This is a genomic window from Mesorhizobium sp. WSM4313 (genome assembly GCF_002294725.1).
Lineage (GTDB): Bacteria > Pseudomonadota > Alphaproteobacteria > Rhizobiales > Rhizobiaceae > Mesorhizobium.
The window spans coordinates 468,392-490,798 of the sequence record NZ_NSFT01000002.1 but is presented as its reverse complement, the minus strand read 5'-3'; the positions used below and the strand labels follow the sequence as shown (position 1 = coordinate 490,798).

The 22,407-nt window shown below is 66.2% G+C and carries 21 protein-coding genes and 1 tRNA gene; 10 read left to right on the top strand and 12 right to left on the bottom strand.

Features of this window, described 5'->3' with window-relative positions; genetic code table 11:
• The first annotated feature begins 26 nt into the window (after positions 1-26).
• From CK219_RS07050 to CK219_RS07020, 6 genes are all read left to right on the top strand, one after another.
• Positions 27-818 (top strand): cyclase family protein, encoded by a 792-nt coding sequence (locus tag CK219_RS07050; protein ID WP_095766205.1) that lies wholly within the window; start codon positions 27-29, stop codon positions 816-818.
• Positions 819-1,121: 303 nt separating this feature from the next.
• The gene (locus CK219_RS07040) at positions 1,122-2,693 is read left to right on the top strand and encodes an NAD(P)/FAD-dependent oxidoreductase (RefSeq protein WP_095766021.1); all 1,572 of its coding nucleotides are present in this window, start codon (positions 1,122-1,124) and stop codon (positions 2,691-2,693) included.
• A complete protein-coding gene (locus CK219_RS07035; protein ID WP_095766020.1) occupies positions 2,693-3,175 on the top strand; it encodes a MarR family transcriptional regulator in 483 nt (160 codons plus the stop codon). The genes CK219_RS07040 and CK219_RS07035 overlap by 1 nt, the downstream gene beginning before the upstream one ends.
• Positions 3,176-3,219: 44 nt before the next feature.
• Complete coding sequence (locus CK219_RS07030; protein ID WP_095766019.1) at positions 3,220-5,373, top strand: indolepyruvate ferredoxin oxidoreductase subunit alpha; 2,154 nt, start codon at positions 3,220-3,222, stop codon at positions 5,371-5,373.
• A complete protein-coding gene (locus CK219_RS07025; RefSeq protein ID WP_095766018.1) occupies positions 5,366-6,964 on the top strand; it encodes an indolepyruvate oxidoreductase subunit beta family protein in 1,599 nt (532 codons plus the stop codon). Before CK219_RS07030 ends, CK219_RS07025 begins: the two co-directional genes overlap by 8 nt.
• 77 nt (positions 6,965-7,041) lie before the next feature.
• Positions 7,042-7,305, top strand: a complete 264-nt coding sequence (locus CK219_RS07020) for a hypothetical protein (protein ID WP_095766017.1) — start codon at positions 7,042-7,044, stop codon at positions 7,303-7,305.
• A gap of 339 nt (positions 7,306-7,644) precedes the next feature.
• Here the strand turns inward: CK219_RS07020 and CK219_RS07015 are convergent, their stop codons facing one another.
• The 9 genes from CK219_RS07015 to CK219_RS06970 form a co-directional block, all read right to left on the bottom strand.
• Complete coding sequence (locus tag CK219_RS07015; protein ID WP_095766016.1) at positions 7,645-8,883, bottom strand: DUF1501 domain-containing protein; 1,239 nt, start codon at positions 8,881-8,883, stop codon at positions 7,645-7,647.
• A 34-nt stretch (positions 8,884-8,917) separates the two neighbouring features.
• Positions 8,918-10,402 carry a DUF1800 family protein gene (locus CK219_RS07010; protein ID WP_095766015.1) on the bottom strand — a complete coding sequence of 495 codons (1,485 nt, stop codon included), beginning with the start codon at positions 10,400-10,402 and terminating at the stop codon, positions 8,918-8,920.
• A gap of 55 nt (positions 10,403-10,457) precedes the next feature.
• Positions 10,458-10,745 (bottom strand): hypothetical protein, encoded by a 288-nt coding sequence (locus CK219_RS07005; RefSeq protein WP_095766014.1) that lies wholly within the window; start codon positions 10,743-10,745, stop codon positions 10,458-10,460.
• A gap of 110 nt (positions 10,746-10,855) precedes the next feature.
• Positions 10,856-11,299, bottom strand: coding sequence for a periplasmic heavy metal sensor (locus CK219_RS07000; RefSeq protein ID WP_095766013.1), 444 nt, complete (start codon positions 11,297-11,299; stop codon positions 10,856-10,858).
• Positions 11,296-11,745 (bottom strand): hypothetical protein, encoded by a 450-nt coding sequence (locus CK219_RS06995; protein WP_095766012.1) that lies wholly within the window; start codon positions 11,743-11,745, stop codon positions 11,296-11,298. Before CK219_RS06995 ends, CK219_RS07000 begins: the two co-directional genes overlap by 4 nt.
• 74 nt (positions 11,746-11,819) lie before the next feature.
• Positions 11,820-12,359 (bottom strand): RNA polymerase sigma factor, encoded by a 540-nt coding sequence (locus CK219_RS06990; protein WP_095766011.1) that lies wholly within the window; start codon positions 12,357-12,359, stop codon positions 11,820-11,822.
• A gap of 45 nt (positions 12,360-12,404) precedes the next feature.
• Positions 12,405-12,848, bottom strand: a complete 444-nt coding sequence (locus CK219_RS06985; protein ID WP_095766204.1) for an acid-shock protein — start codon at positions 12,846-12,848, stop codon at positions 12,405-12,407.
• A 154-nt stretch (positions 12,849-13,002) separates the two neighbouring features.
• The gene (locus CK219_RS06980; protein WP_095766010.1) at positions 13,003-13,191 is read right to left on the bottom strand and encodes a DUF2158 domain-containing protein; all 189 of its coding nucleotides are present in this window, start codon (positions 13,189-13,191) and stop codon (positions 13,003-13,005) included.
• 1,512 nt (positions 13,192-14,703) lie between these two features.
• Positions 14,704-14,779: transfer RNA gene (locus tag CK219_RS06970), tRNA-Thr, on the bottom strand.
• 336 nt (positions 14,780-15,115) lie between these two features.
• Here CK219_RS06970 and CK219_RS06965 point away from each other — a divergent pair.
• Positions 15,116-16,312: a hypothetical protein gene (locus CK219_RS06965; RefSeq protein WP_176476950.1), complete on the top strand. Its 1,197-nt coding sequence runs from the start codon at positions 15,116-15,118 to the stop codon at positions 16,310-16,312.
• 121 nt (positions 16,313-16,433) lie between these two features.
• Here CK219_RS06965 and CK219_RS06960 read toward each other — a convergent pair whose 3' ends face one another.
• Together CK219_RS06960 and CK219_RS06950 are read right to left on the bottom strand one after the other, a co-directional pair.
• Positions 16,434-18,035, bottom strand: coding sequence for a cisplatin damage response ATP-dependent DNA ligase (locus CK219_RS06960; protein ID WP_095766007.1), 1,602 nt, complete (start codon positions 18,033-18,035; stop codon positions 16,434-16,436).
• A 241-nt stretch (positions 18,036-18,276) separates the two neighbouring features.
• Positions 18,277-19,287, bottom strand: a complete 1,011-nt coding sequence (locus CK219_RS06950; RefSeq protein ID WP_095766203.1) for a ligase-associated DNA damage response exonuclease — start codon at positions 19,285-19,287, stop codon at positions 18,277-18,279.
• Between the two features lie 110 nt (positions 19,288-19,397).
• On the opposite strand from CK219_RS06950, the gene CK219_RS06945 reads away from it, so the two are divergent.
• The 3 genes from CK219_RS06945 to CK219_RS06935 all read left to right on the top strand — a co-directional run bounded on the left by CK219_RS06945 (position 19,398) and on the right by CK219_RS06935 (position 21,441).
• A complete protein-coding gene (locus tag CK219_RS06945; RefSeq protein WP_095766006.1) occupies positions 19,398-20,342 on the top strand; it encodes a methyltransferase domain-containing protein in 945 nt (314 codons plus the stop codon).
• Between the two features lie 134 nt (positions 20,343-20,476).
• Positions 20,477-20,851, top strand: a complete 375-nt coding sequence (locus CK219_RS06940) for a hypothetical protein (RefSeq protein ID WP_095766005.1) — start codon at positions 20,477-20,479, stop codon at positions 20,849-20,851.
• Between the two features lie 59 nt (positions 20,852-20,910).
• A complete protein-coding gene (locus tag CK219_RS06935) occupies positions 20,911-21,441 on the top strand; it encodes an AAA family ATPase (protein WP_095766004.1) in 531 nt (176 codons plus the stop codon).
• Here the strand turns inward: CK219_RS06935 and CK219_RS06930 are convergent.
• A complete protein-coding gene (locus CK219_RS06930) occupies positions 21,438-22,379 on the bottom strand; it encodes a glyoxylate/hydroxypyruvate reductase A (RefSeq protein ID WP_095766003.1) in 942 nt (313 codons plus the stop codon). The genes CK219_RS06935 and CK219_RS06930 overlap by 4 nt on opposite strands.
• Positions 22,380-22,407: the final 28 nt, after the last annotated feature.

The window sequence follows — 22,407 nt, the reverse complement described above, 5'->3', positions numbered from 1 at the left end:
TCACGAACAAGAGGGAACAAAAGACCATGGACACGCAAGAACTCCTCGGCGAGGTCGCCGGCCAGCTGCTTTCGGGCGCCATCAAGGTGGTCGATCTGACGGCGCCGCTCGGGCCGAACACGCCGCTGATCAAGCTGCCGCCGGAACTCGCCGTCGACACGCCGAAGGTCGAGATCCACGAGATCTCCAAATACGACAAGAACGGCCCGTGGTGGGCCTGGAACTGGCTGAAGCTCGGCGAGCATTCGGGCACGCATTTCGACGCGCCGCAGCACTGGATCACCGGCAAGGACTATCCGGACGGCGCCACCGACACCATTCCGGCGCAGAATTTCATCGGCCCGGTCAACGTCATCGACTGCTCGAAGGAAGCGGCCGCGGACCATGACTTCCTGCTCACCGTCGACCACATCAAGGCCTGGGAGGCCAAGCACGGCGCCATTAACCCCGGCGAGTGGGTGGTGATGCGCACCGACTGGTACAAGCGCAACGGCTCGGAAGCGGAGTTCCTCAACGCCAACGAGACCGGCCCGCATACGCCCGGCCCGACGGCGGAGGCCATCCAGTTCCTGATAGCTAAGGACATCAAGGGTTGGGGCTCGGAAACGATCGGCACCGATGCCGGCAAGGCCGGCGGCATGGAGCCGCCGTTCCCGGCCCACACGCTGATGCACAAGGCCAACCGTTATGGCCTGGCGAGTCTCTGCAACCTCGACCAGCTGCCGCCGAAGGGCGCGATCCTGATCGCCGCCCCGCTCAAGATCGAGCGCGGCACCGGCAGTCCGATCCGCGCATTGGCGCTGGTGCCGGGCAAATAGGCGAGGCGACGGTCTTCGGGAGAAGATCATGCTTGCGGGCGATGGAGTGATGACAGCGAGAGGGCGGCAGCCTGGCAAGGCTAGCGCTCTACGGCGCCCCCCTCTGTCCTGCCGGACATCTCCCCCTCCAGGGGGGAGATTGGATGTTACCTCCGCTTTCGCCAATCTCCCACGTCGCAGCACGATGTGGGGCGCCAAAACTGCTGATCTCCCCCCTAGAGGGGGAGATGTCCGGCAGGACAGAGGGGGGCGCGAAGGAACTCGGCTTCGCGCGATTGACGCCCTCGTACCCGCGAGCCTCCAATGACCGCCCCCGATCACATCATCGTCGGCAGTGGCATCAACGCCCTGGTTTGCGCGGCGATGCTTGGCGCCAAGGGCGCAAAGGTGCTCGTGCTCGAGCGCAACGACCGTATCGGCGGCTGCGTGCGCAGCGAGGAAATCACGGCGCCTGGCTTCGTCCATGACGTGATGGCCACGACCTTCGTGCTGTTCATCACCTCGCCGGCGTTCGCCGCGCTCGGCAAGGACCTTGCGCGGCATGGACTGGAGTTCTGCCACACCGCCACCCCGACAGGCGTGCTCACGCCCGACGGCAGCCATGCCGTGCTCACCACCGACCGTGCCGCCAACATCGCGGCGCTGAACCGGATTGCGCCCAGCGACGGCGATCGCCACGGCACCGATGTCAGCGGTATCGAGCGCAATGCGGGGCTGCTCTTCGGCCTTCTCGGCGGCGCACTGTGGTCCTATCCGACGACCAAGCTCATCGCCGGTGAGGCCTGGCGGCGAGGCCCGCGCAACCTTGCCGCCTTCATGGGCGAGGCGCTGGTGCCCGCGCGCGGCTGGCTGGAAACGACTTACAGTTCCGGCCTCGTCCGCGCGCTCTGGGCGCCCTGGGTGCTGCATGCCGGGCTTGGCCCGGAAGACGCCTTCTCCGGCCAGATCGCCAAGGTCATCGCCTTCGCGCTGGAGGCCGCCGGGGCGCCGATCGTCAAGGGTGGCGCCAAGAACCTGCTCGCGGCGTTCGAGGCGCTGATCAGGGAACGCGGCGGCGAGATCCGCGTCAACGCCGATGTCGCCTCGATCGTCCAGACCGGCGGCCGCGCCAGCGGCGTCCGGCTCGCCTCCGGCGAGGTGCTGACACCGGCGAAAAGCGTCATCTGCTCGGTCACGCCGACGCAGCTCTATAGCCGCCTGCTCGGCGACGCGGCTCCGAAGCGCGACGTCGAAGCGACGCGCGTTTATCGCTATGGCAAGGGCAATTTCCAGGTCCACTATGCGCTGGACAAGCCGCCCGCATGGCGCGGCGAGGGCCTGGACAAGGTGGCGCTGCTGCATTTGACGCCGGGTTTGGATGGCGTGTCGAAAGCCTGCAACGAGGCGGTGCGCGGCCTGCTGCCGGAAGTGCCGACCATCTGCGTCGGCCAGCCGCATGTGCTCGACCCGTCGCGCTGTCCCGAGGGCAAGGCGATCCTCTGGCTACAACTGCCGGAGGCGCCGCGCCACATCAGGGGTGATGCTGCCGGCAAGCTCGAAACGCCCGCCGAAGGCCGCTGGACCGAAGCGCTGCGCGAGGCCTATGCCGACAGGGTCGAAGCGATCCTCGCCAACCACATCGACGGTTTCCGCGAGACGGTCATTGCGCGTCGCGCCTATTCGCCGGCCGACCTCGAAGCCATGAACATAAACCTTGTCGGCGGCGATCCCTATGGCGGCTCGTCGACCATCGACCAGTCCTTCCTGTGGCGGCCGTTCAAGGCGAGCCGCAACCACGAGACCGGCATCAAAGGCCTCTACCATATCGGCGCTTCCACGCATCCAGGCGCCGGCCTCGGCGGCGGCTCCGGCTTTCTGCTGGCGGGGAGGCTATGATGGAACAGAAGCTCGCCGAAAAGCGCCAGCGCATCTCGACCCTCGGCCAGATCGGCCTGCAGCAATTCGCGCCCTATCTGATGAACCGCATCATGGGCCGCTACAACGCCACTTTGCGCGACGACTTCCGCAAGCAGGGCCTGACCATCCCGCAGGTACGGACGCTGGCCGTGCTGTCGGTCGCCGACGGCGTCACCGTCAACCATCTCTCGGTCTACACGGTCATCGAGCAGTCGACCTTGAGCCGCACGCTCGATACGCTGGAAGGCCAGGGCCTGGTGCGGCGCGAGCAGGGCGTCACCGACAGCCGCATCCGCCATGTTTTTCTTACCGATGATGGGCGAGCGCTGTTCACCCGCGCCTGGCCCGCAATGCATGACGCTTTCGAAGCCATGTTCGACGGTATCGACGATGCCGAATACGCCGCGCTGATCGCGACGTTGCAAAAAATGCTGAAGAACATCCGCAAGCACGAGATCTAGATGCACGCGCCGCCCCATGAAGGCGGCAACGGAAGGAGGCGGAGATGGCCGAACGGTCTTTTGCCAAGGAAGTCGAAAAGCTGAGGCTTGGCGCCGGCGAGGAATTCGCCGGCGAGGGCATCCTCGCCATCACCAAGGCGCTCTTGCAGTGCGGCGTAGGCTATGTCGGCGGCTACCAGGGCGCGCCGATCAGCCATCTGATGGATGTGCTGGCCGACGCGCAGGACATTCTGGGCGAGCTCGGCGTGCATTTCGAGGCGAGCGCTTCCGAAGCGACTGCCACCGCCATGCTGGCCGCCTCCGTGCATTATCCGATCCGGGGCGCCGCCACCTTCAAGTCGACGGTCGGCACCAACGTCGCTTCCGACGCGCTGGCGAACCTGGCCTCCGGCGGCGTCACCGGCGGCGCGCTGATCATCGTCGGCGAGGACTATGGCGAGGGCTCCTCGATCATGCAGGAGCGCAGCCATGCCTTCGCCATGAAGAGCCAGGTCTGGCTGCTCGACCCGCGCCCGAACCTGCCGTCGATCGTCAAGGCGGTCGAGGACGGCTTCGAGCTGTCGGAGGTGTCGAACACGCCGGTGATGCTGCAGGTGCGCATCCGCTGCTGCCACGTGCATGGCCACTTCATCGCCAAGGACAACAAGCGCCCGCCAATGTCGGTCGCCGATGCGCTGTCCGCGCCGCGCCGCGACACCGGCCGCATCGTGCTGCCGCCCGCCTCCTTCCTGCATGAGAAGGAGAAGGTCGCCAAGCGCTGGCCGGCGGCTGTCGATTTCATAAAAACCCGCAAGATTAACGAGATCTTCGGCTCGGACCACGGCTCGGTCGGCATCGTCATGCAGGGCGGCATGTACAATTCGGTCATCCGCGCGCTGCAGCGGCTCGGCCTTGCCGACACCTATGGCGACACCGACGTGCCGCTTTACGTGCTCAACGCCGTCTACCCGCTGGTCGACGATGAGTTTCTCGCCTTCTGCGAAGGCAAGCAGGCGGTGCTGGTCGTCGAGGAAGGTCAGCCCAATTATATCGAGCAGGCCTTTGCCGCGATGCTGCACAAGGCCGGGCGCGGCACGAAGCTGGTCGGCAAGGAGCATCTGCCGATGGCCGGCGAATATACCGGCCAGGTGATGCTCGACGGCATCGGCTCCTTCCTGCGCGCCAATGCCCCGCATCTGCTGCCGGGCGAGGTGCGCGCGCCGAACAAGGCAGGCGAGGGCGTCGACACGGCCGACCTCATCAATGTCGTTCCCGGACGGCCTCCGGGCTTTTGCATCGGCTGTCCCGAGCGACCGATCTTCGCCGCGACCAAGCTGGTCGAGCAAGAGCTCGGCAAGCATCACATCGCCTCCGACATCGGCTGCCATCTGTTCTCGATCATGCCGCCCTTCGAGCTCGGCGCCACCACCATGGGCTATGGGCTGGGGCCGGCCTCGGCTTCCGCCTTCAACTCACCTGATGCCAAGCGCCGCTCGATCTCCTTCGTTGGCGATGGCGGCTTCTGGCACAACGGCCTGACCTCCTCGATCGGCAATGCCGTCTTCAACAAGAATGACGGCGTCATCGTCGTCGTCGACAATTTCTACTCGGCAGCCACCGGCGGCCAGGACATCCTGTCCTCGCGCGCAAACAACCGCACCAAGTCGACCAAGCATCCGATCGACGAAGCGGTGAAGGGCATGGGCGTCAAATGGCTGCGCCACATCGACCGCACCTATGATGTCGGCAAGATGCAAGCCGCGCTGCGCGAGGCGCTGACCACCGAGGAGAAGGGTCCGAAGGTCATCGTCGCCTCGTCCGAGTGCATGCTCAACCGCCAGCGCCGCGAGAAGCCGCTGGTCGACAAGGCGATCAAGGGCGGCGAGCGCGTGGTCAAGCCGAAATTCGGCGTCGACGAGGACATCTGCACGGGCGACCATGCCTGCATGCGGCTGTCCGGCTGCCCGTCGCTGTCGGTGAAGTCGCTCGACGATCCGCTGCGTGACGATCCGGTCGCCTCGATCGACCAGAACTGCGTCGGCTGCGGCAATTGTGGCGAGGTGGCGGACGCCGCCGTGCTCTGCCCATCCTTCTACCGCGCCGATGTCGTCCACAATCCCGGCCGCTGGGACCGTTTCCTCGAAAGCGCGCGCCGCGCCGCGATCGGCCTTCTGCAGCGCCGCCGCGAGAGCCGCCGCTTGACGTTCGCCGATGCTTGATCAGGCTTCTCCCCTGCGCCCCAAGGCGGGCGCCTCTGACGACGAGCGGGTGATAAAACTCGCCGTGCTCGCGGTCGGCGGCCAGGGCGGCGGCGTGCTCGCCGACTGGATCACCGACGTCGCCGAGCGCAACGGCTATATCGCCCAATCGACCTCCGTGGCCGGCGTCGCGCAGCGCACTGGCGCCACGATCTATTACATCGAGATGGCCCGCGACACCGGCCGGCTGCCGGTTTTCGCGCTGTCGCCGTCGCAGGGCGATGTCGACATATTGATCGCCGCCGAGCTGATGGAAGCCGGCCGCGCCATCATCCGCGGTTTCGTCACGCCTGAGCGCACGACGCTGATCACCTCTTCACACCGCATCGCCGCCGTCTCGGAAAAGATCGAGCCGGGCGACGGCCGCGCCTCGTCGGAAAAAGTGCACGCGACGGCACAAGCGGCGGCCAGGCGCTTCATCGCCTTCGACATGGAAAAGATCGCCGCCGACAACGGCACCATGATCTCGGCCAGCCTGCTCGGCGCGCTGGCCGGCTCCGACGCGCTGCCCTTCACCCGCGAAACTTACGAGCAGGCGATCGGCGCCGGCGGCCGTGGCGTCAAGCCGAGCCTCGCCGCCTTCGGCGCGGCCTACGACCGCGCGCGCGGGATCGCGGCAGCGCCGGCCGGGGAAAAAGCGGCGGCGGAACCCCCCGTTGCCCAGCCCAGGCCAACGGGGAGGGTCAGTGGCCCGGAAACCCTGCTCAAGGGCTGGCAGGCGCTTGCCGCTCGCGTCGCGTCGCTCCCTGAGCCCGTGCGCGACATGGCCGAGCTCGGGCTGAAGAAGGTCGTCGATTACCAGGACATCGCCTATGCCGGCGAGTATCTCGACCGGCTGGACAGAGCGGTGGCGCTGGACAATGCGGAGCGCGGCTACGCGCTATCGATCGCCGCGGCAAAGCACCTTGCCAATGCCATGTGCTACGACGACATGATCCGCGTCGCCGATCTCAAGACGCGCTCGACCCGCGACAAGCGGGTGCGCAGGGAGGTCGGCGTCAAGGAAGGGGCGGTGCTGCAGGTCACCGAATATTTCCACCCGCGCATCGAGGAGTTCTGCGGCACGCTGCCGGCGGGACTCGGCAGCTATATCGAGAACCGCCCGAAACTCGCCGCCTTCCTCGACCGCCGCATCAACCGCGGCCGCCACATCCGCACCGACAGTTTCACCGGCTTCGCCATGCTCTGGTTCATCGGCGGCCTGCGCCGCTGGCGCCGCCGCCTGCTGCGCCACAAGGTAGAGCTCGAGCATCTTGAGCGTTGGTATAGCCTGGCGCTTAGCCACGCGCGCCAGGACTACGCTTTGGCCACCGAGGTCCTGAATTGCCGCCGGCTGATCAAGGGTTACAGCGACACCCATGCCCGCGCCCAGTCGAAGTTCGACCGCGTGCTCTCGGCGCTGCCGACGCTCGAGGGCAGGGAGGACGCCGCCGACTGGATCCGCCGCCTGCGCGAGGCGGCGCTGAAGGACGAGAAAGGCGACATGCTGGACGGCGCGCTGAAGACCGTAGCGACGCTCAACGAAGGCGCTACCCCGCTAACGAAGACGTGATCCGCACCGCTCCGACGGAATTCGGCCCTGTCCTCCGTTTCACGGAGGTAGGGATTGAATCACGGAGACAAACCTTGATGACGAGATATTTTCTGCCTCTCGCGATGGCCGCCGGCACGTTGCTGCTATCCAGTGTGGGCTCGCAAGCCATGCCGATGGCCAAGCCAGGTGCTTCGCCGCTGCCCATCGAAACCGTCGGCTGGCGCTGCGGTCCCGGCTGGCACGTGAACCGTAGGGGCAGATGCGTGCCGAACCGCCGCGTGATCATACGGCCGGCGCGCCATTGGCATCCCGGCTTCTGGTACCACCACCGCTGGCGCCCCGGTTATTGGAGCTGGTGATCGCTCTCGGATCGCCGTCGCGCTGGCAACGGCGCGGGCGGTTTGGCTAAGGTCCCACGCACAGGTTCGAAACCTCCGCGCCAGCGTTGGTGATTGGCCGAGGCTCCTCAGCCTCGTCATCCACGGGCGGAGCAAGGAGCGAAGCGACGCAGCGCAGACCCGAGGATCCATTCCGTGACGTTCAGGCGTTGCCATGGTTCAGAATTCTGCTCCGCAGCACCCACGATCAAAGTCACGGAATGGATCCTCGGGTCTCCGCGTCCGCTTCGCTCCCGCTCCGCCCGTGGATGACGAACTGACTGGCGCCGCCAGCCTATCGCTGACCGGCAAACTCACGGCTCACGCCACCAGATCCCGCATCGGCTTCACTGCTGCCGACTCCGGAAACACCTTGTCGCCAAGCACGGCCGGCGACAGCCCGAACTGGTCGGCCAGCAGCCCCTTCAGCACCGCGCGCACATCGCTGGTCGGCGCCAGGTCGCGGCCTTCGTAGAGCTGCGCCGGTTTCAGCCCCGGCCAGTCGGCGATGACGCGGCCGCCCTTGATCGCGCCGCCGGCGAGCAGCACCACTGTGCCGGTGCCATGGTCGGTGCCGACCGTGCCGTTGATGCGGGCCGTGCGGCCGAACTCGGTGATGGCGACGACCGCGGTGTCGCGCCAACGCTCGCCAAGCCCCTTCTCGAACTCCTCGAACGCCCCGTCGAGGCCGCCGAGCAGATTGGCGAGCCGCCCTGTGGCGCCGCCTTCGTTGACATGGGTGTCCCAGCCGTCGAAAGCGAGCGCCGCGATGCGCGGCCCGTCGTCGGCGGCCATCAGCCGCGCCGCGCCTTGCGCCGATTGCCGCATGTCGGCGGCGTTGTCGAGGCCGCCCTTAGGCTTCATCGTCGTGCCGTCGAGTTGGTCGCCCAGCGCCATCCGATCGGCATCGAGCCCTTTCTGAAGCGCGGCCGCTAGCACCGGATCGCGATGGTTGTAGAGATCGAGCACACGCTCCGCCAGCGCATCGCCGGGCGTCGGCAGCGCCTGCGGTGCCCAGCCGAGCACGGGCGCGGCGCCACGGATCACCAGCGGCGTCGACGGCCCGACCGCCAGCCCGCCGAGCCTCGCCACGCGCTCGCCCGCCGGCAGGCTGGCCAACGCCCGATTGAGCCAGCCGGTGGTGGCGCTGCCAGGGCCGGGCAGGCCGCTTTCCAGCACGTCCTGGCCATCGAAATGCGAGCGGTCGCGGTAGCCGGTCGCGGCCGCGTGCACCACCGCCGCCTGGCCCGCCTTGAACAGGCGCGCAAACACCGGCATTGCCGGGTTGACGGCGAAGAAACCGTCAAGCGGCAATGCCGGGTTGGCGCCTGAGAGCGAAAGCGCGATGTCGCCATGCAGGCCGGCACAGTTTGGATCGCCGACCGGCCCGACCGTCGACAGCCCGTCCAGCGCGCCGCGCAGCACGACGACGATCAGGCGCGGGTCGCGCTTGTCGGCTGCGCGCGCGAAGCGCGGCAGATAGGCCCAGGCAAATAGCGCGCCGCCGCTAATCAGCACCGCGCGGCGGGAAAGGCTGGGGGTTTCGCAAAGAAGGCTCATGGCTGCATCTCCACTTCTGCTACCGGCGCTGGAATTACCGGCGCTGGAATTCCGGCGCCATCAACAGCAACGCCAGGCCCTGCTGCCGGGACTCCGCGCGCGAAATCGCCTGCCGCGTCTCGGCCGAGACGGATGTGCCGATCAGCGACCCGAGCATCTCGTCGGGATCGCCGATATCGTCCGCCTGCTTCGCCGCCTGCCACGCAATGTCCAGCCGCGTCTTGAGGCCCTCGGCGGAAACCCATGCGTCCGTCCGGTCGGGAAAGCCGTTCGGCCCCGGCGGTCGCCACAGCGGTTCGCCGAGCACGCTCAGCCAGCGAAGCGATCGTTGCGGTTCGTTGCCGGCGGTAGCGCCGACCGCCCGCCGCAGCGCCACGACATAGTCCAACGGCGAGCGCAGCTTCGTGAGCGGCGTCGACCAGGCTTCCGACATGTCGATCAGCGTCAACGCGATCGAGCGCAGGTCGCCGTCGGTCTTGCTGAAAACCGTGCCCAGGCGAGCGACCGCCGCCGGGGGCGGATCGTCCGCGATGAAATGGCGGGCAAGCTTGGTGGCGATGTGCCGCGCGGTGGCCGGGTGACGGGCAATGTCGTTGAGCGCGGCCTCCGCCTGGCCCATGCCGCCATCGGGATAGGTCTTGCCGAGCAGCACCGCCTTGCCCGGCTGATGCGCATTGGCGTTGAAGACGAAGCTTCCCGGCTCGCCCAGCCGCCCCTCGCGGCCGGCCATCGTCCAGCCGGTCAGCATGTTCGCGAAACTGGTGACGTCGGCCTGGGCATAGCCGCTGCCGACGCCCATCGTGTGCAATTCCAGGATCTCGCGGGCGAGGTTCTCGTTGAGGCCGCGTCCGCGTCGCTTGCCGGCGCGGGAATCGGGGCCGATGGACTGCCGGTTGTCGAGATAGAACAGCATGGCCGGATGGTGCTCGACGGCCAAAAGCATGTCGGCGAAGCGGCCGAGCACGAAGAGGCGGATCGCCTCGCGTTCGAAGGCGCCGGCGCATGCCCGCACCACCGGCGCCTTGGCGACGGAAACGCAGAAATGGTTCGACCAGAAGCCGACCAGGCGCTCTACGAAGCCAGGCGTCGCAGTGAGCGCCTTGTCGAACCGGGCCTGCGCCTCGTCGCGATAGATATCGGCCTCGACATGCGGCACCAAGGGTTTGGCTTTTGCCACGGCCGGGCCGGCTGGATCATCCGTTGCCGGCTGCATGACGGCCGCCGCCCTCTCGGCGCGCGCCGCCTTGCGCTCCATGGCTGCCGCCATGCTGGCCTGGATCGCCGCAGTGCTGTCCAGCAACCCGGCATTCCGTGGGCCGTCGGGGGAAATGAGCGCGACGTCCTGCTGCTTGAGCTCGGCCTCGAGGTAGCCGCGCGGATCGGCGGCGATCTTGCCAAACTCGTCGCCGGGTTTCGCGCCGAGGCCGAAGCGGTTGAGCGCCACCAGGGCGGGGTCCGGCGAGACGGAATTTGCAAACGGTGCGGCCAACGAAGCCTCCGTTGAAGCCGTCGGTTTCATGGATCATCGGGGATCCTCACGATGACGGCCACAGCACCGGCATCGCGAAGGGTTGTTACCAGCGGCGCCAGTGGTGCCAGCGATGGTAGGGATGCCAGACGGGGCCGATATAGACGCGCGGTCCGCCCCAGTAGTAATAGCCGGGATAGATCACGCGGCGATTGGGCACGCAGCGGCCCCAGTGGTTGGGATGCCAGCCCGGACCGCAGCCCCAGGCGACGTGCTCTATCATTGCGGGCGCCGGCGCAACAGGTGCGATCGGCATCGCTGAGGCGGCGCTTGCGGCGGCCGTTCCGCCGAGGGCGAGCGCAGCCGCGATCGAATATTTTGCCAGACTGTTCATGCGATACTCCCGAGAGTTTCGAGGTTGAAGAGAACCTGCCGCCGCCAAAGGCGGTCGCAGGCCTGTCCCTCTTCCCTTGAACGGAGCGTGCTCGCCGTTTCCGTCGCCGCCTATGGCGATTTTTTTGCAGGCGGCGGCTGCCGGCCGGCGCGTCGCAACAAGGCGTCCGCCAGCAGCCGGCGGTCCTCCGGCGAGCCTGATGCGGCGAATTCGATGATGCGTTGCTCGATCCGGGTGCGCACGGTGACATCGGCATTGCGCGCGCGCTCCAGGGCGGCGGCAAGCGCGTTGGTGTCGAGAGCCGGCTGCTGCAGAAGGTTTGCCGCCTCACGCCGCGCGGCTTGGCCGTCGAGGATCACGTCGCGCGACTCGCGGCGAACGTCGCGCAACGCTTGGCGGAAGACCTTGCGGTCGGCGGCAGGCAACCTACCGCCGGCCGATTCCAGCGAATAGCCCGGATTGGACTTGCCGATCAGCCAGCCGGCGCCGCCGGCCACCGCGCCGATCAGAAAAACATTCAGCACCAGCGATGCCGCGACAAGACGGGGGCTCATAGGTTTTCCTCGTAAGGATCGGCGTCGGGCCCGGCATCGCCGAACGACGTCGCATTGGCATCCATCACATAATGGTCGGGCTGCATATCCGGGCTGACGACGGCCACCAGCGCCAGCCCGGCCACGGCGCCGGCCAGGCCGACACCCGCAAGCCCGAAGCCCAGCCACCAGAACCGTCGGCGGCGGCTCTGCCTGACCTCGGCCGCTGCCCGGACGACAATGGTGCGATGGAGCGCCGGGCTGGGTGCGTCGACCCGATGCCGGTCGAGCATGGCGTCGAGCCTGCCCGCGCGCGCCAGGATAGCTCGGCCCTCGTTGGTGTCGGCAAACAGCATCGCGGCCGCCTGTTCGCCCGGCGGCCAGCGATGCAAGGCGCCGCCATAGGCATCCGCCAGCGCGGCGAAGCGCTCGGCATCCATAGGCCCGCCCGAAGTTTTCTCAGCCATGTCGTTCCCCCTTCCGCCGTTCCAGCGTGGCCCCCCACGCCGCAGTCCTCGGAATTCGCAGTCCCCTCACGGTCTCAATCATCGCCATCTCCAACGAGCATGGCCTGCAACGAGCGACGACCCCGCGCGAGCAAACTTTCCAGCGCATCGACGCTGACCTGCATGGCGCCGGCGGCCTCGATGTTGGACAGCTCCTGATAATACACCAGCACGATGGCCTCGCGCTGGCGTGGCGCGATCCGCTGCAGCGCTTGGTTGACCCTGCGCTCTTCGTCGCCCGGCATGACATCGGGAAGCGGCGCCTCGTCCGCCACCTCCGGCAGCTCGTCCGTCGTCCATTCGCGCCGGCGCCGCAGCCGGTCGTAGCAGAGGTTGAGCGCGACGCGGTGAATCCAGGTGTCGAAGCGTGCGTGCCCCTGGCGCCAGCCCGAGGCACGGCGCCAGATGCGCACGAAAGTCTCCTGGGCGACGTCCTCTGCTTCCGCCGGGTCGCCAAGCATCCTGGCGGCCAGGGCCAGGATGCGCGGCAGCTTGCGCGCCACCATCGCCTGCACCGCGGCGGTGTCGCCGGCGCCGATGCGGCGTACCAGTTCCTCGTCCGGATCGGCGCCCATCACGTCGGGCGCTCGCAGCTGTCATTGTGCGGCATAGCCTCTTGGTCATTGCTCCTGATTGGGAGCGGTTTTATGGCCCGGCCTCTCGTCGGCGCCGAGCACGCCGTCGCTATTCTTGTCGAGCCTGGCGAAGCGCTTGGCGACGAAGGCGTCGAGCTCGCCCTTGTCAACGAAGCCGTCCTTGTTGGTGTCCATGCGCGCGAAGGATTTGGCCGGATCGCCCTTGGCCTTGCGCGCGGTCTGGAAAGCGGTCCATTCGGTGAGGCTGACCTTGCCGTCATTGTCTGTGTCGGCCAGCATGAACGCCCTTTCCCGGCGCGCCTCGAACTTTTCCAGCGTCAGGCCGGACTTGGGTTGGTCAGACTTGGCGGCCGGAGCCGGGCTGCTCGGCGCCGTCTGGGCCGGGGCAGGGGCCGGCGTCGTTGTCTGGGCGACCGCGGCCGCGGTCTGCAGGCCAAGGGCAACGACGAATATGGTGGGGCGGATCATGCTCTCGTCTCCGGTTGGGCGCGGCCATTGGCGGCCACGCTTCAACCATTGAACGCGAGACAGAGCAAAATCCGTCGGTCTTTTTCGACCGGACACCAACCTACCGGATCCGGCGCAGCCGGATCGAAGGATTGCTAAGGACAGGAGGCGACGGCTATCTCGGCTGGTCGACCGCCACCAACTGGTCCTGCTTGAAACCTGCATGTTGCGGCGTCCAGACGTCGCCCTCGCGGTTGAACCAGTGGCACAGATACGTGCCGGAAGCCGCCCCGTCGCTGACAGTCATTTCGGGGCCTCCGGACTTCAGCCTGACGACGTCTCCGGTCTTGAAACTATTGGGCATTTCGACCTCCCATGCTGACAAAGGGAGTTTCCCACCAACAGCTGTTCCCGACAATGGCCGAGATGCGCCGATCACGTGGTGCAGGGGGAAGGCGTGAGAATGATGCCGCTTGTGTGACACGCCGGGTAGCACGGTTATGCGTGGCCGAATCATCCCGGTGCTTTGGAGCCGAAGCGAGCGACCCGACCGCTCCTTGGGTTCAATCGGTGTCGCGCAGTGGGGCCGGCGGCTGTGCCGATTGGCTGTCTTCTGCAGCCGGGCGGACGGTCATCGACCTTTCATCGGGCCACAATGCCTGTGCCTTCGTCACCGCTGCCAAAAGATTGTCTGCTTCAAGGCTTCCGATTTTGGTTAGAAGCGGTCTGCTGCCCCCTGCTCTGAAATCGACGTGATAGACCGTCCAACTCCTCATTGCATTTCCGGCAGATTGCGTCTCGGCATGGGCACGCGGATGGAAGCCCGGCTCGCTTTTGTGGTTAGGATTTTGAGGTCCGCAAGCCGGGCATGCACCGACCGATAGGGCGGGGGGCTTGGGGTTATCAGCCGGTGCGATCGCGAGACTGTCTGATTTGCCCGCCAGCCCACAATCGACCGAGGTCCATCCTGCCGAACGCATTGGTCCGAAAGGACCAAAGATATAGCCCCTTATTCCGTTGGGGCAGGTTGCCCCCGCCGGTGACTTTTTGTCATCCGCCGATGGCCCATGGTTCACGGTAGACCGCTCAAGCGCTCGGCCTCCGCTAATGCGCCTGGGCAGAGATGGCGGCGACCGGCGAATCGCGGGACGTGAACCGCTGGACCTCACAGGCCCAGCATTTCGCCGGAGCCTGTGAGGAAGATCCGCCCTAGCCCCCGTTAGCAGGTGCCGGTGCCGGTTTGGCGGGAGCGGCGGGCTTGGAGACGGACGGTGCGGACGGCGCCTCAACCTTGGGCGTGTTCACGCTAACGTTCACATCCTTACCTCCGCCCCCATTTATGTTTATCACCCCAGTGAAGAATAGTAGGGCAACAACTGCGATGATGCCAAGGATTATCGCAACGGCTGTTCCGCCACCACCAGAGTTTACGACTGTAGGGCCGTCAGACATGGCTTTTCTCCTTTTCTTGAGTTCTCACTCGGAAGAAAAGAGAACTTTGTGGTATTTGTTCCGCACTCGGGCCACGGTCTTAAAGTACATACGACCGAAGTCCATTGACTGGAATGCCCAGACGGTTGTCGCCGAGCTGTGACAGAATGAAAAAACCCGCCGGCCGAAGCCAGCGGGTGAAGGTGGTTGGGCTCGGCCCCGCCAGGACCGAGCGCCCTATCATGTGCACACGGCCGAACTGGTCGCGCCTACAAATGTTAGGGCTAAAGGAAATTCCGAAGCACGGTCTAGGCGAGCAGGGAGAAAGTTAGCTGATCAGACGGTGAAGTTCGCGGTCGCTCAGGTCTACAGCCTTCGGCATCAGGTGTTTCTGTGCGGTTTCTGTACAAATCCGGCGAGGCGATCGGCTAAGTTATTGGAATTTTGGTGCCGCTTGCGTGACTCGAACACGCGACCCCATCATTACGAATGATGTGCTCTACCAACTGAGCTAAAGCGGCCCGGGAAGCGCTGAGCTTCCAGAATGGGCTGGGTGATAGACTCAACCGCTCGCTAATTCAAGATGGGCAGCGGTGAATTCCGGCCTCGCCGGCGGCAATTCCGATCTACGGTTACCGCGCGACGGGCGCCGGCGCGGCCCGCGGCGGCGTGCGAGTAAGCGTCCTTCGCATCCGGCTGCCCGGCGCGGCTGCAGCCGCGGTGACGAAAAATGTTGATTCTTCAACAAAAAATGCCGAAATGGCTTTGGCCGGCAAGGCGGCCGCTCGCCGTTGATCGATTGGTCGTCTGCGGCCGACGACCAGACAACCGGGAGCGAACGCGCAGAGGGAGCTCGCTTGGACCCCATCGAGAAAGCGATCCGCAATGCCTTCGAGAAAGGCAATGCCGAGGACCGGGCGTTCCGCGAGAGGGTCTATCGATCCGCCTTTGCCGCGCTCGACCGCGTCCTGCAGGCCAATCCGAACGTCACGGTCGAGGCCGCCATCAGCCGCCGCAAGGCAGTCCAGGCCAAGATCACCGAGATCGAATCGGAGTTCCTGCCGGCCGTGCCAGAGGTGACGCTGCCGCCGGAAAACGTCGCGCCCGCCGGCAATGGCGCACCGGACCCCGGCGTCGAAGCGCCGTCCGAATCGGCCGCGCCGTCTGTCGACGCGCCGCTGCCGCCGTCGCAAACCGCGCCCTCGCCCTCGATCACCGTCGACGGCCCGGTCCAGCCCGATGCGTCGGACCGGCCGCGTGCGCGTGTGCTGCCGCGCGTGCCCGACATCATGCCGGATGAGACAGCACTTCCCGATGCGCCCTCGCTCGACGATTCGCCGGGTGCTCCCGTCGGCAACGGCGCCCAGGTCGCGCCCGACCGCGACGAGCGGCGCATCAGGGGCCGGCGCTTGCCGCTCACCGCGATCTTCGTCGTCGCGACATTGCTCGCGGCCGCCGGCATCGGCCTCTATTTCGCCAAGCAGACCGGTGTCTTCAAGACGGCGGCCGAGCTCAACACCGGCCCGCCGGAGCCGACGCCGGCGCTGGACGACGAGGACTCCTCGCAGCCGACCGAGCCAGGCTCGCCGCAGAAACCGGGCGAAGCCGACCAGTCGAAGAACTGGATCAACGTCTTCTCGCCCGCCGACCCGACCCATGTCAGCGCGCCGTCCGACGCCGCCGCCGAGGTGATGAAGGACGACACCGGCCAGTTCCTGCGCATCCGCTCGGGCGCGTCCGGTTCGGCCATCGCCTTCGATGTCGGTCAGGGCGTGCTGGAGAAGCTTGCGGGCAAGCATGCCATGTTCGACATCGTCGCGCGTTCGGAAGAAGGCAAGGAGACGCAGATCTCGATCGACTGCAATTTCGGCGATCTCGGCGATTGCGGCCGCAAGCGCTACGCGGTCGGCCACGAGCGCAACGAATATCTGTTCGACGTGCAGTTCCCGAACAAGCATCCGGGCGCCGCCGGCACGATCGCCGTCAATTCCGATTTCGACCAGAAGGGCAAGTCGGTGGATATCTACGAGATACGCGTCTCGATAGCGCAGTGATCGCGCCGCTCTATCCGCCAACGCAGGCGCTGCACCTCACCCGCGCCGTCGGCGCGACCTCCCCTTGATGGGGAAGGTCGGCGCGAAGCGCCGGGTGGGATGAAGCGCCAGCGCTCCATCTTTAGCTATCCAGCAATGCCTGCAGCGTCTCGATGCGGTCGGCTTCCGCCGCCGGCTTGTCCCAGCGCAGCCGTGAGATGCGGGGAAAGCGCATCGCGACGCCAGATTTGTGGCGGGTCGAGCGGTTGAGGCCTTCGAACGCCACCTCCAGCACCAGGCCGTTCCTGCGGTCGGCGCGCACCGAGCGCACCGGCCCGAAACGCTCGATCGTGTTGTCGCGCACATATTTGTCGATTTCTCTCAGCTCCTCGTCGGTGAAGCCGAAATAGGCCTTGCCGACCGGCACCAGCTCTTCCGAGCCCTCCGGACCGGACCAGACGCCGAACGTGTAGTCGGAATAAAAGCTCGAGCGCTTGCCGTGGCCGCGCTGCGCATACATCAGCACCGCGTCGATGGTGTGCGGGTCGCGCTTCCACTTGAACCACGGGCCTTTCGGCCGGCCGGCGAGATAGGGCGAATCCCAGCGCTTCAGCATCACCCCTTCGATGATCGGATGCGGCGGCGCCTGGCGCAGCCGCTCCAGCGTCTCCCAATCGGAAAACGCGACCAGCGGCGAGAGATCGAAGCGGCTCGGGTCGAGGGTTTTGACGAACGCCTCGAGTCGCTTGCGGCGCTCGGCGAAGGGCAGCGCGCGCAGGTCCTCGCCGTCGATCTGCAGCGCGTCGTAGCAGCGCATGAAGGCCGGATATTGCTGCTGGATCTTTGGCGACACGCTCTTGCGGTTCAGCCGCTGCTGCAGGTCGGAAAAGGTTCCGGTCGTCTCGCGCGGGTCGCCGACCAAAAGCTCGCCGTCCAGCGCCGCCTCGAAATTCATCGCGGCGGCAAGGTCCGGGAAGGCGCCGGACACGTCGTCGCCGGTGCGCGAATAAAGCCGGCGCACACCGCCTTCGCACACCGCCTGCACGCGTATGCCGTCCCACTTCCATTCCGCCGCATAATCGGCCGGGTCGAGCTTTTCGAGGTCGCCGTCGTCGACGGCATTGGACAGCATCACCGGACGGAACAGCGCCAGCGCGGCGCTCGTCGGCTTTTCCGCCCGGCCCTCGAGCCAGGCGAACAGCTCGGTGTAAGGCGGCGCCAGCCCGTGCCAGAGCTCCTCGATCTCGGCGACGTCGACTTGGCCAAGGTCGGCCAGCGCCTGCTTGGCGAGCCGCGCCGACACGCCGATGCGCAAGCCGCCGGTGACCAGCTTGATGATGGCGAAGCGCGCCGAGATGCTGGCGTCGTCCAGCAGCCGTGACAGAACCTTCGGTCCGTCGGAGCGGCTCGCCGCCTGCAGTCTGCCGACCACTTCGGCAAGCGTCGGCACATGATTGGGGATGTGCCCTTGTGGTTGCGGCCAGACCAGCGACACGGTCTCGGCGAGGTCGCCGACATAGTCGTAGGAATAGCCGAACAGCACCGGGTCCATGCGCTCGACCACCAGCGCGCGCAGCATCGCCGGCTTCACCGCCGCGATCGAGAGATCGCCGGTGATGGCGGCGAGCGCCAGACCGCGATCGGGATCCTCGACGCTGCGGAAATAATCGGTCAGCAGCGTCAGCTTGCCGTTGCGCGACGGCGTCAGCACAAGGCGGTCGAGAAGCTCGGCGAAACGGTTCATGGGCGTTTGCGCTGCGCCAATTGCGAAAGCTGGCGCGAGGCCCCCCTCTCTGGCCTGCCGGCCATCTCCCCCTCAAGGGGGGAGATTGGACGTCGCGTCCGCTTTCGCGAATCTTCGGCGCCGGTAGAGATGCGCCGGCGTTCAAGCTGCCAATCTCCCCCCTTGAGGGGGAGATGTCCGGCAGGACAGAGGGGGGCGCCGTAGAGCGCGGCGGTGGCGATTTCTGGATCAAAAAACACCATCAATCGCCCTCATCCTCATACCCCACGAGATGCAGCGGTCTGGCCGCGATACCCTCAAGCTCGCACCAGCGCACCAGCGCCTCCTCGCGGCCATGCGTGACCCAGATTTCCTCCGCGCCGGTTTCCCTGATCGTGATGATCAGCTCGTCCCAATCGGCATGGTCGGAAATGATCAGCGGCAGCTCGACGCCGCCTTGCTTGGCGCGCTGGCGGATGCGCATCCAGCCCGAGGCGAAGCAGGAGATCGGGTCGGGAAAACGCCGCGCCCAGCGGTCGGCGAAGGCCGACGGCGGGCCGACGACGATCGCGCCGGCGAAATCGGCCTTGCCGCGGCTTTCCACCGTCCCCGGCTCAAGCTTGCCGAGATCGATACCCTGGCTTTGATAATATTCGCTGAGCTTCGCCAGCGCGCCATGGATATAGATCGGCCTGTCGTAGCCGGCGTCGCGCAACAGCCGCATCACGCGCTGCGCCTTGCCGAGCGCATAGGCGCCGATCAGATGCGAGCGTTCGGGAAATTGCGCCGCCGATTTGAGCACGCGCGCGATCTCCTCATGGTCCGGCGGATGGCGAAACACCGGCAGGCCGAAGGTCGCTTCGGTGATGAAGACATCGCACCGGATGGGCTCGAACGGCAGGCAGGTGGCATCGTTCTGACGCTTGTAGTCGCCGGAGGCGACGATGCGCATGCCCCCATGCTCGACGCAGATCTGCGCCGAGCCCATCACATGCCCGGCCGGATGGAAGGTGACGGCGACGCCGTTGATGTCGAGTGTTTCGCCGAGCGCAGCGGCCTGCGTCGTTCCGGCGAAATCCTCGCCATAACGCAGCCCCATGATGTCGAGCGTCTCTTGCGTGGCCAGCACCGAGCGGTGGCCGGAGCGCGCATGGTCGGAATGGCCATGCGTGATCAGCGCCCGCCCGACGGGCCGCACCGGATCGATGAAGAAATCGCCGGGCGGGCAATAGAGGCCCTCCGGCCGGGGCTTGAGCAGGTCGCTGGCGCGCATGGCTTTGAACATAGTGGCTAAATTCCGCGCGGGAAGCCTGTTGCAAGCGACTGCTGACTCGTCCTACAGCCCCTTGCCGGCTCCGCCTCGCCGATGGGATTCTTCAAAAGATGAAACCGCTCCAGGCCTCGTCGGGCGATTTGAACGCCGACCGTCGCGCCGATTTCGCCGAGATGCTGCTCGCCTCTGGTGAGCCGGCGCAGGCGGCCGAACTTTTGCTCGGCGCGATGGAACTGGCGCCGCAATGGGCGGCGGGCTGGTTTCGCCTCGGCGAGATGCAGGAGGCGGCAGGCCTGCTCGACCAAGCGGCGCGGGCCTGGACCATGGCGCTGAAGCTGGAGCCCGCGGACCGCCTCGGCGCTGCGCTCAAGCTTCAACTGATCGGCAAGGCGCCCGCCGCCGAGGCGCCGCCCAGCGCCTTTGTCGAGACCTTGTTCGATCACTACGCCGACAGTTTCGAGGACTCGCTTGTCGGGAAGCTCGGTTATGGGCTGCCGGATTTTCTCTGGCGCGCCATAAGCAAGGCACGGCCCGGCCGGTTCCGGCTGGCCCTCGACTTCGGCTGCGGCACCGGCCTGATGGGCGAAAGGCTGCGGCCGCTCGCCGACCGGCTGGAGGGCTACGACATCTCGGCCGGCATGCTGAGGAAGGCGAAAGCCAAGGGCATCTATGACCGGCTCGCCAAGGCCGACCTCCAGCATTTCTCTTACACAGGCGACAGCGCCGACCTCGTGGTCGCGGCCGACGTGTTCATCTATCTTGGCGCGCTCGAAGGTATCGTCGGTGCGGTTGCGAACATGCTTGCCGATGGCGGCCTGTTCGCCTTTTCGCTCGAGACGCTTGCCGGCGGCGGCGATTTCGCCCTTTTGCCATCACGGCGTTACGCCCATTCCGAGGCCTATGCGCGGCGCATGCTTCGCGCCAACGGGCTTGCAGTCCTGTCGCTGGAAAGCACGGTTATCCGGCACGACCGGCGGGATCCGGTCGAGGGCCTGGCCATTGTGGCTGGGTTTCCCCCTGCAGCCGCCGAGCTGGGGAATCCGGCAACGGCATGAGGTCGACCTTGCTGCGAAAAAGCCTGAATGGCATGGTCCCGGTTGCGCGGGGCGGATACCGAGTCTTTTGTTTTGCGCAATTCCGGACGGAAAACCACGAGGCACTTTCCTGGAATTGCCCTAGGGAGATATCCATGCGCTGGACCATGGTTGCGTTGGCGTCTTGCCTGACGGTCGCCGGCTGTGTCGGCGGCACGTCGATGGCCGAGCGTCAGGACGAGGATGTCCAATCCTCATTGCAATATGACGATGTGCCTTGCGACCAATTACTGGCGCAGCGCAATCAACTGGCGCGGCAGAACAATCTGCCCGTCACCGCCAAGCCGGGCTTCTCCAATCCGGCCATGGGCTTCGCACCGTTCATGCCGGACATGCGCTCCAAGGCGCAGCGCGCCAGCAACAAGGCGAGCGGCGAGATCGACGCCATGAACCGCTCGATCGAACGCCGCGACTGCGGCAAGCCGAAGAAGAAGGAGACGCTCGGGCTGCCCGGCTCGAAACCTTCCTGAGCCCCGTTTGACGCTCGGATGGACCGGCGAGCGTTTGATCGCGCTTGAAAGACCGCCCGATGAACCTCTCAGACCTCGGCGACCGCATCTGCATCCTGGGCCCGTCCAATAGCGGCAAGTCCACCCTTGCCGACGCGATAGCGCGCAAGCGCGGCCTGGAAGCCGTTCACCTCGATCAGCTCTTTCATCTGCCCAATACGGATTGGGAGCAGCGTCCGAGGGCCGAATTCATTGCCCTGCACGATGCCGCGATAGCCGGCGAGCGCTGGGTGATGGACGGGAACTATTCGGTTTGCATGCCGCAGCGACTTCGGCGGGCGACAGGCTTGATTCTGCTGGATATCTCCACGGCCGCGAGTCTTCTGCGCTATTTAAGGCGAACGCTGTTCGAGAAGGACAGGCTCGGTGCTCTGGAAGGCGGGCGCGACAGCATCAAATGGGACATGATCCACCACATCGCCGTCATCACGCCGCGAAACCGCAGGAAATACCGGGCGATGTTCGACGCGCTCGATCTGCCGAAGCTGCAGCTGTCTTCGCTGCGGGCGATCAAGCAGCGCTTCCGCGACTGGGGTTTGACTCCCGATTAATACCCCGCCTCGCGGTCAACCAGGTTCTCGAGCTTCTCGCCGCGCTCGAAGGCGGCAATCTGGCGAAGCATGATCGGCACCAGATGCGCCGGGTCCGACGTCGCCGCCGCATGCGGCGTGACGAACACTTTCGGATGGCTCCACAGCGGGCTGGTCTTCGGCAGCGGTTCGACCTCGAACACGTCGAGGCTCGCTTCCTTCAGCGTGCCGTCGTCCAGCGCGCGCAAAATGTCGGCGTCCTTCTGCAGGCGTCCGCGCCCGGCATTGATCAGCACGGCGCCGCCGAGCCCGTTGCGCCGGTGCAGTTCCTTGAGCAGTCCGTAATTGACGATGCCCTGGGTCTGCGGCGTGAGCGGCAAGAGCACAACCAGGATGTCAGTGGCATTGAGGAAGGGGATCAGCCCCGCCTCGCCGGCATAGGTCGAAACGCCCTTCATCCCCCGCTCGCTGCGCGACCATCCGTTGACGGCGAAGCCGAGCGACAACAACGCCGAAGCCGCGGCGCGGCCAAGACTGCCAAGCCCCATGATGCCGACGGAGACGTCGCCCGCCACCCGTTGCGGCGGCTCGTGCCAGATCTTCTTTTGCTGCTGGGCCCGGTAAAGCGAGGCTTGGCGATGGTGGTCGAGCACACGCCAGACGACATATTCGACCATGTGCTGGGTAAGATTGTCGGCGACGACCTTGACGATCGGAACGTCGGGCAGGCCTGGATCGGCAAAGATGTGGTCGACGCCGGCGCCGATCGAGAAGATGGCGCGCAGATTGGGCAGCGATTTGAGAAGGTTAGGCTTCTGCTTCCACACCACCGCATAGGTGATCGACGGATCGTCGGCGCCGTTCGGCTCCAGCACGACCTCGCGCTCGGCCGAGAGCAGCTCATGCCAGCGCTGCGGGTGGATGCCCGTGAGGGCAAGCAGGATTTTGCCTTTTTCCATTCTCGGATTTTTCTTCCCTGTTTCGCCG

Excerpts from the sequence above, each read along its gene's own strand:
- CK219_RS07050 (WP_095766205.1), top strand. The coding sequence starts at position 27 with ATGGACACGCAAGAACTCCTCGGCGAGGTCGCCGGCCAGCTGCTTTCG.
- CK219_RS07040 (WP_095766021.1), top strand. The coding sequence starts at position 1,122 with ATGACCGCCCCCGATCACATCATCGTCGGCAGTGGCATCAACGCCCTG.
- CK219_RS07035 (WP_095766020.1), top strand. The coding sequence starts at position 2,693 with ATGGAACAGAAGCTCGCCGAAAAGCGCCAGCGCATCTCGACCCTCGGC.
- CK219_RS07030 (WP_095766019.1), top strand. The coding sequence starts at position 3,220 with ATGGCCGAACGGTCTTTTGCCAAGGAAGTCGAAAAGCTGAGGCTTGGC.
- CK219_RS07025 (WP_095766018.1), top strand. The coding sequence starts at position 5,366 with ATGCTTGATCAGGCTTCTCCCCTGCGCCCCAAGGCGGGCGCCTCTGAC.
- CK219_RS07020 (WP_095766017.1), top strand. The coding sequence starts at position 7,042 with ATGACGAGATATTTTCTGCCTCTCGCGATGGCCGCCGGCACGTTGCTG.
- CK219_RS07015 (WP_095766016.1), bottom strand. The coding sequence starts at position 8,883 with ATGAGCCTTCTTTGCGAAACCCCCAGCCTTTCCCGCCGCGCGGTGCTG.
- CK219_RS07010 (WP_095766015.1), bottom strand. The coding sequence starts at position 10,402 with ATGAAACCGACGGCTTCAACGGAGGCTTCGTTGGCCGCACCGTTTGCA.
- CK219_RS07005 (WP_095766014.1), bottom strand. The coding sequence starts at position 10,745 with ATGAACAGTCTGGCAAAATATTCGATCGCGGCTGCGCTCGCCCTCGGC.
- CK219_RS07000 (WP_095766013.1), bottom strand. The coding sequence starts at position 11,299 with ATGAGCCCCCGTCTTGTCGCGGCATCGCTGGTGCTGAATGTTTTTCTG.
- CK219_RS06995 (WP_095766012.1), bottom strand. The coding sequence starts at position 11,745 with ATGGCTGAGAAAACTTCGGGCGGGCCTATGGATGCCGAGCGCTTCGCC.
- CK219_RS06990 (WP_095766011.1), bottom strand. The coding sequence starts at position 12,359 with ATGGGCGCCGATCCGGACGAGGAACTGGTACGCCGCATCGGCGCCGGC.
- CK219_RS06985 (WP_095766204.1), bottom strand. The coding sequence starts at position 12,848 with ATGATCCGCCCCACCATATTCGTCGTTGCCCTTGGCCTGCAGACCGCG.
- CK219_RS06980 (WP_095766010.1), bottom strand. The coding sequence starts at position 13,191 with ATGCCCAATAGTTTCAAGACCGGAGACGTCGTCAGGCTGAAGTCCGGA.
- CK219_RS06960 (WP_095766007.1), bottom strand. The coding sequence starts at position 18,035 with ATGAACCGTTTCGCCGAGCTTCTCGACCGCCTTGTGCTGACGCCGTCG.
- CK219_RS06950 (WP_095766203.1), bottom strand. The coding sequence starts at position 19,287 with ATGCGCGCCAGCGACCTGCTCAAGCCCCGGCCGGAGGGCCTCTATTGC.
- CK219_RS06945 (WP_095766006.1), top strand. The coding sequence starts at position 19,398 with ATGAAACCGCTCCAGGCCTCGTCGGGCGATTTGAACGCCGACCGTCGC.
- CK219_RS06940 (WP_095766005.1), top strand. The coding sequence starts at position 20,477 with ATGCGCTGGACCATGGTTGCGTTGGCGTCTTGCCTGACGGTCGCCGGC.
- CK219_RS06935 (WP_095766004.1), top strand. The coding sequence starts at position 20,911 with ATGAACCTCTCAGACCTCGGCGACCGCATCTGCATCCTGGGCCCGTCC.
- CK219_RS06930 (WP_095766003.1), bottom strand. The coding sequence starts at position 22,379 with ATGGAAAAAGGCAAAATCCTGCTTGCCCTCACGGGCATCCACCCGCAG.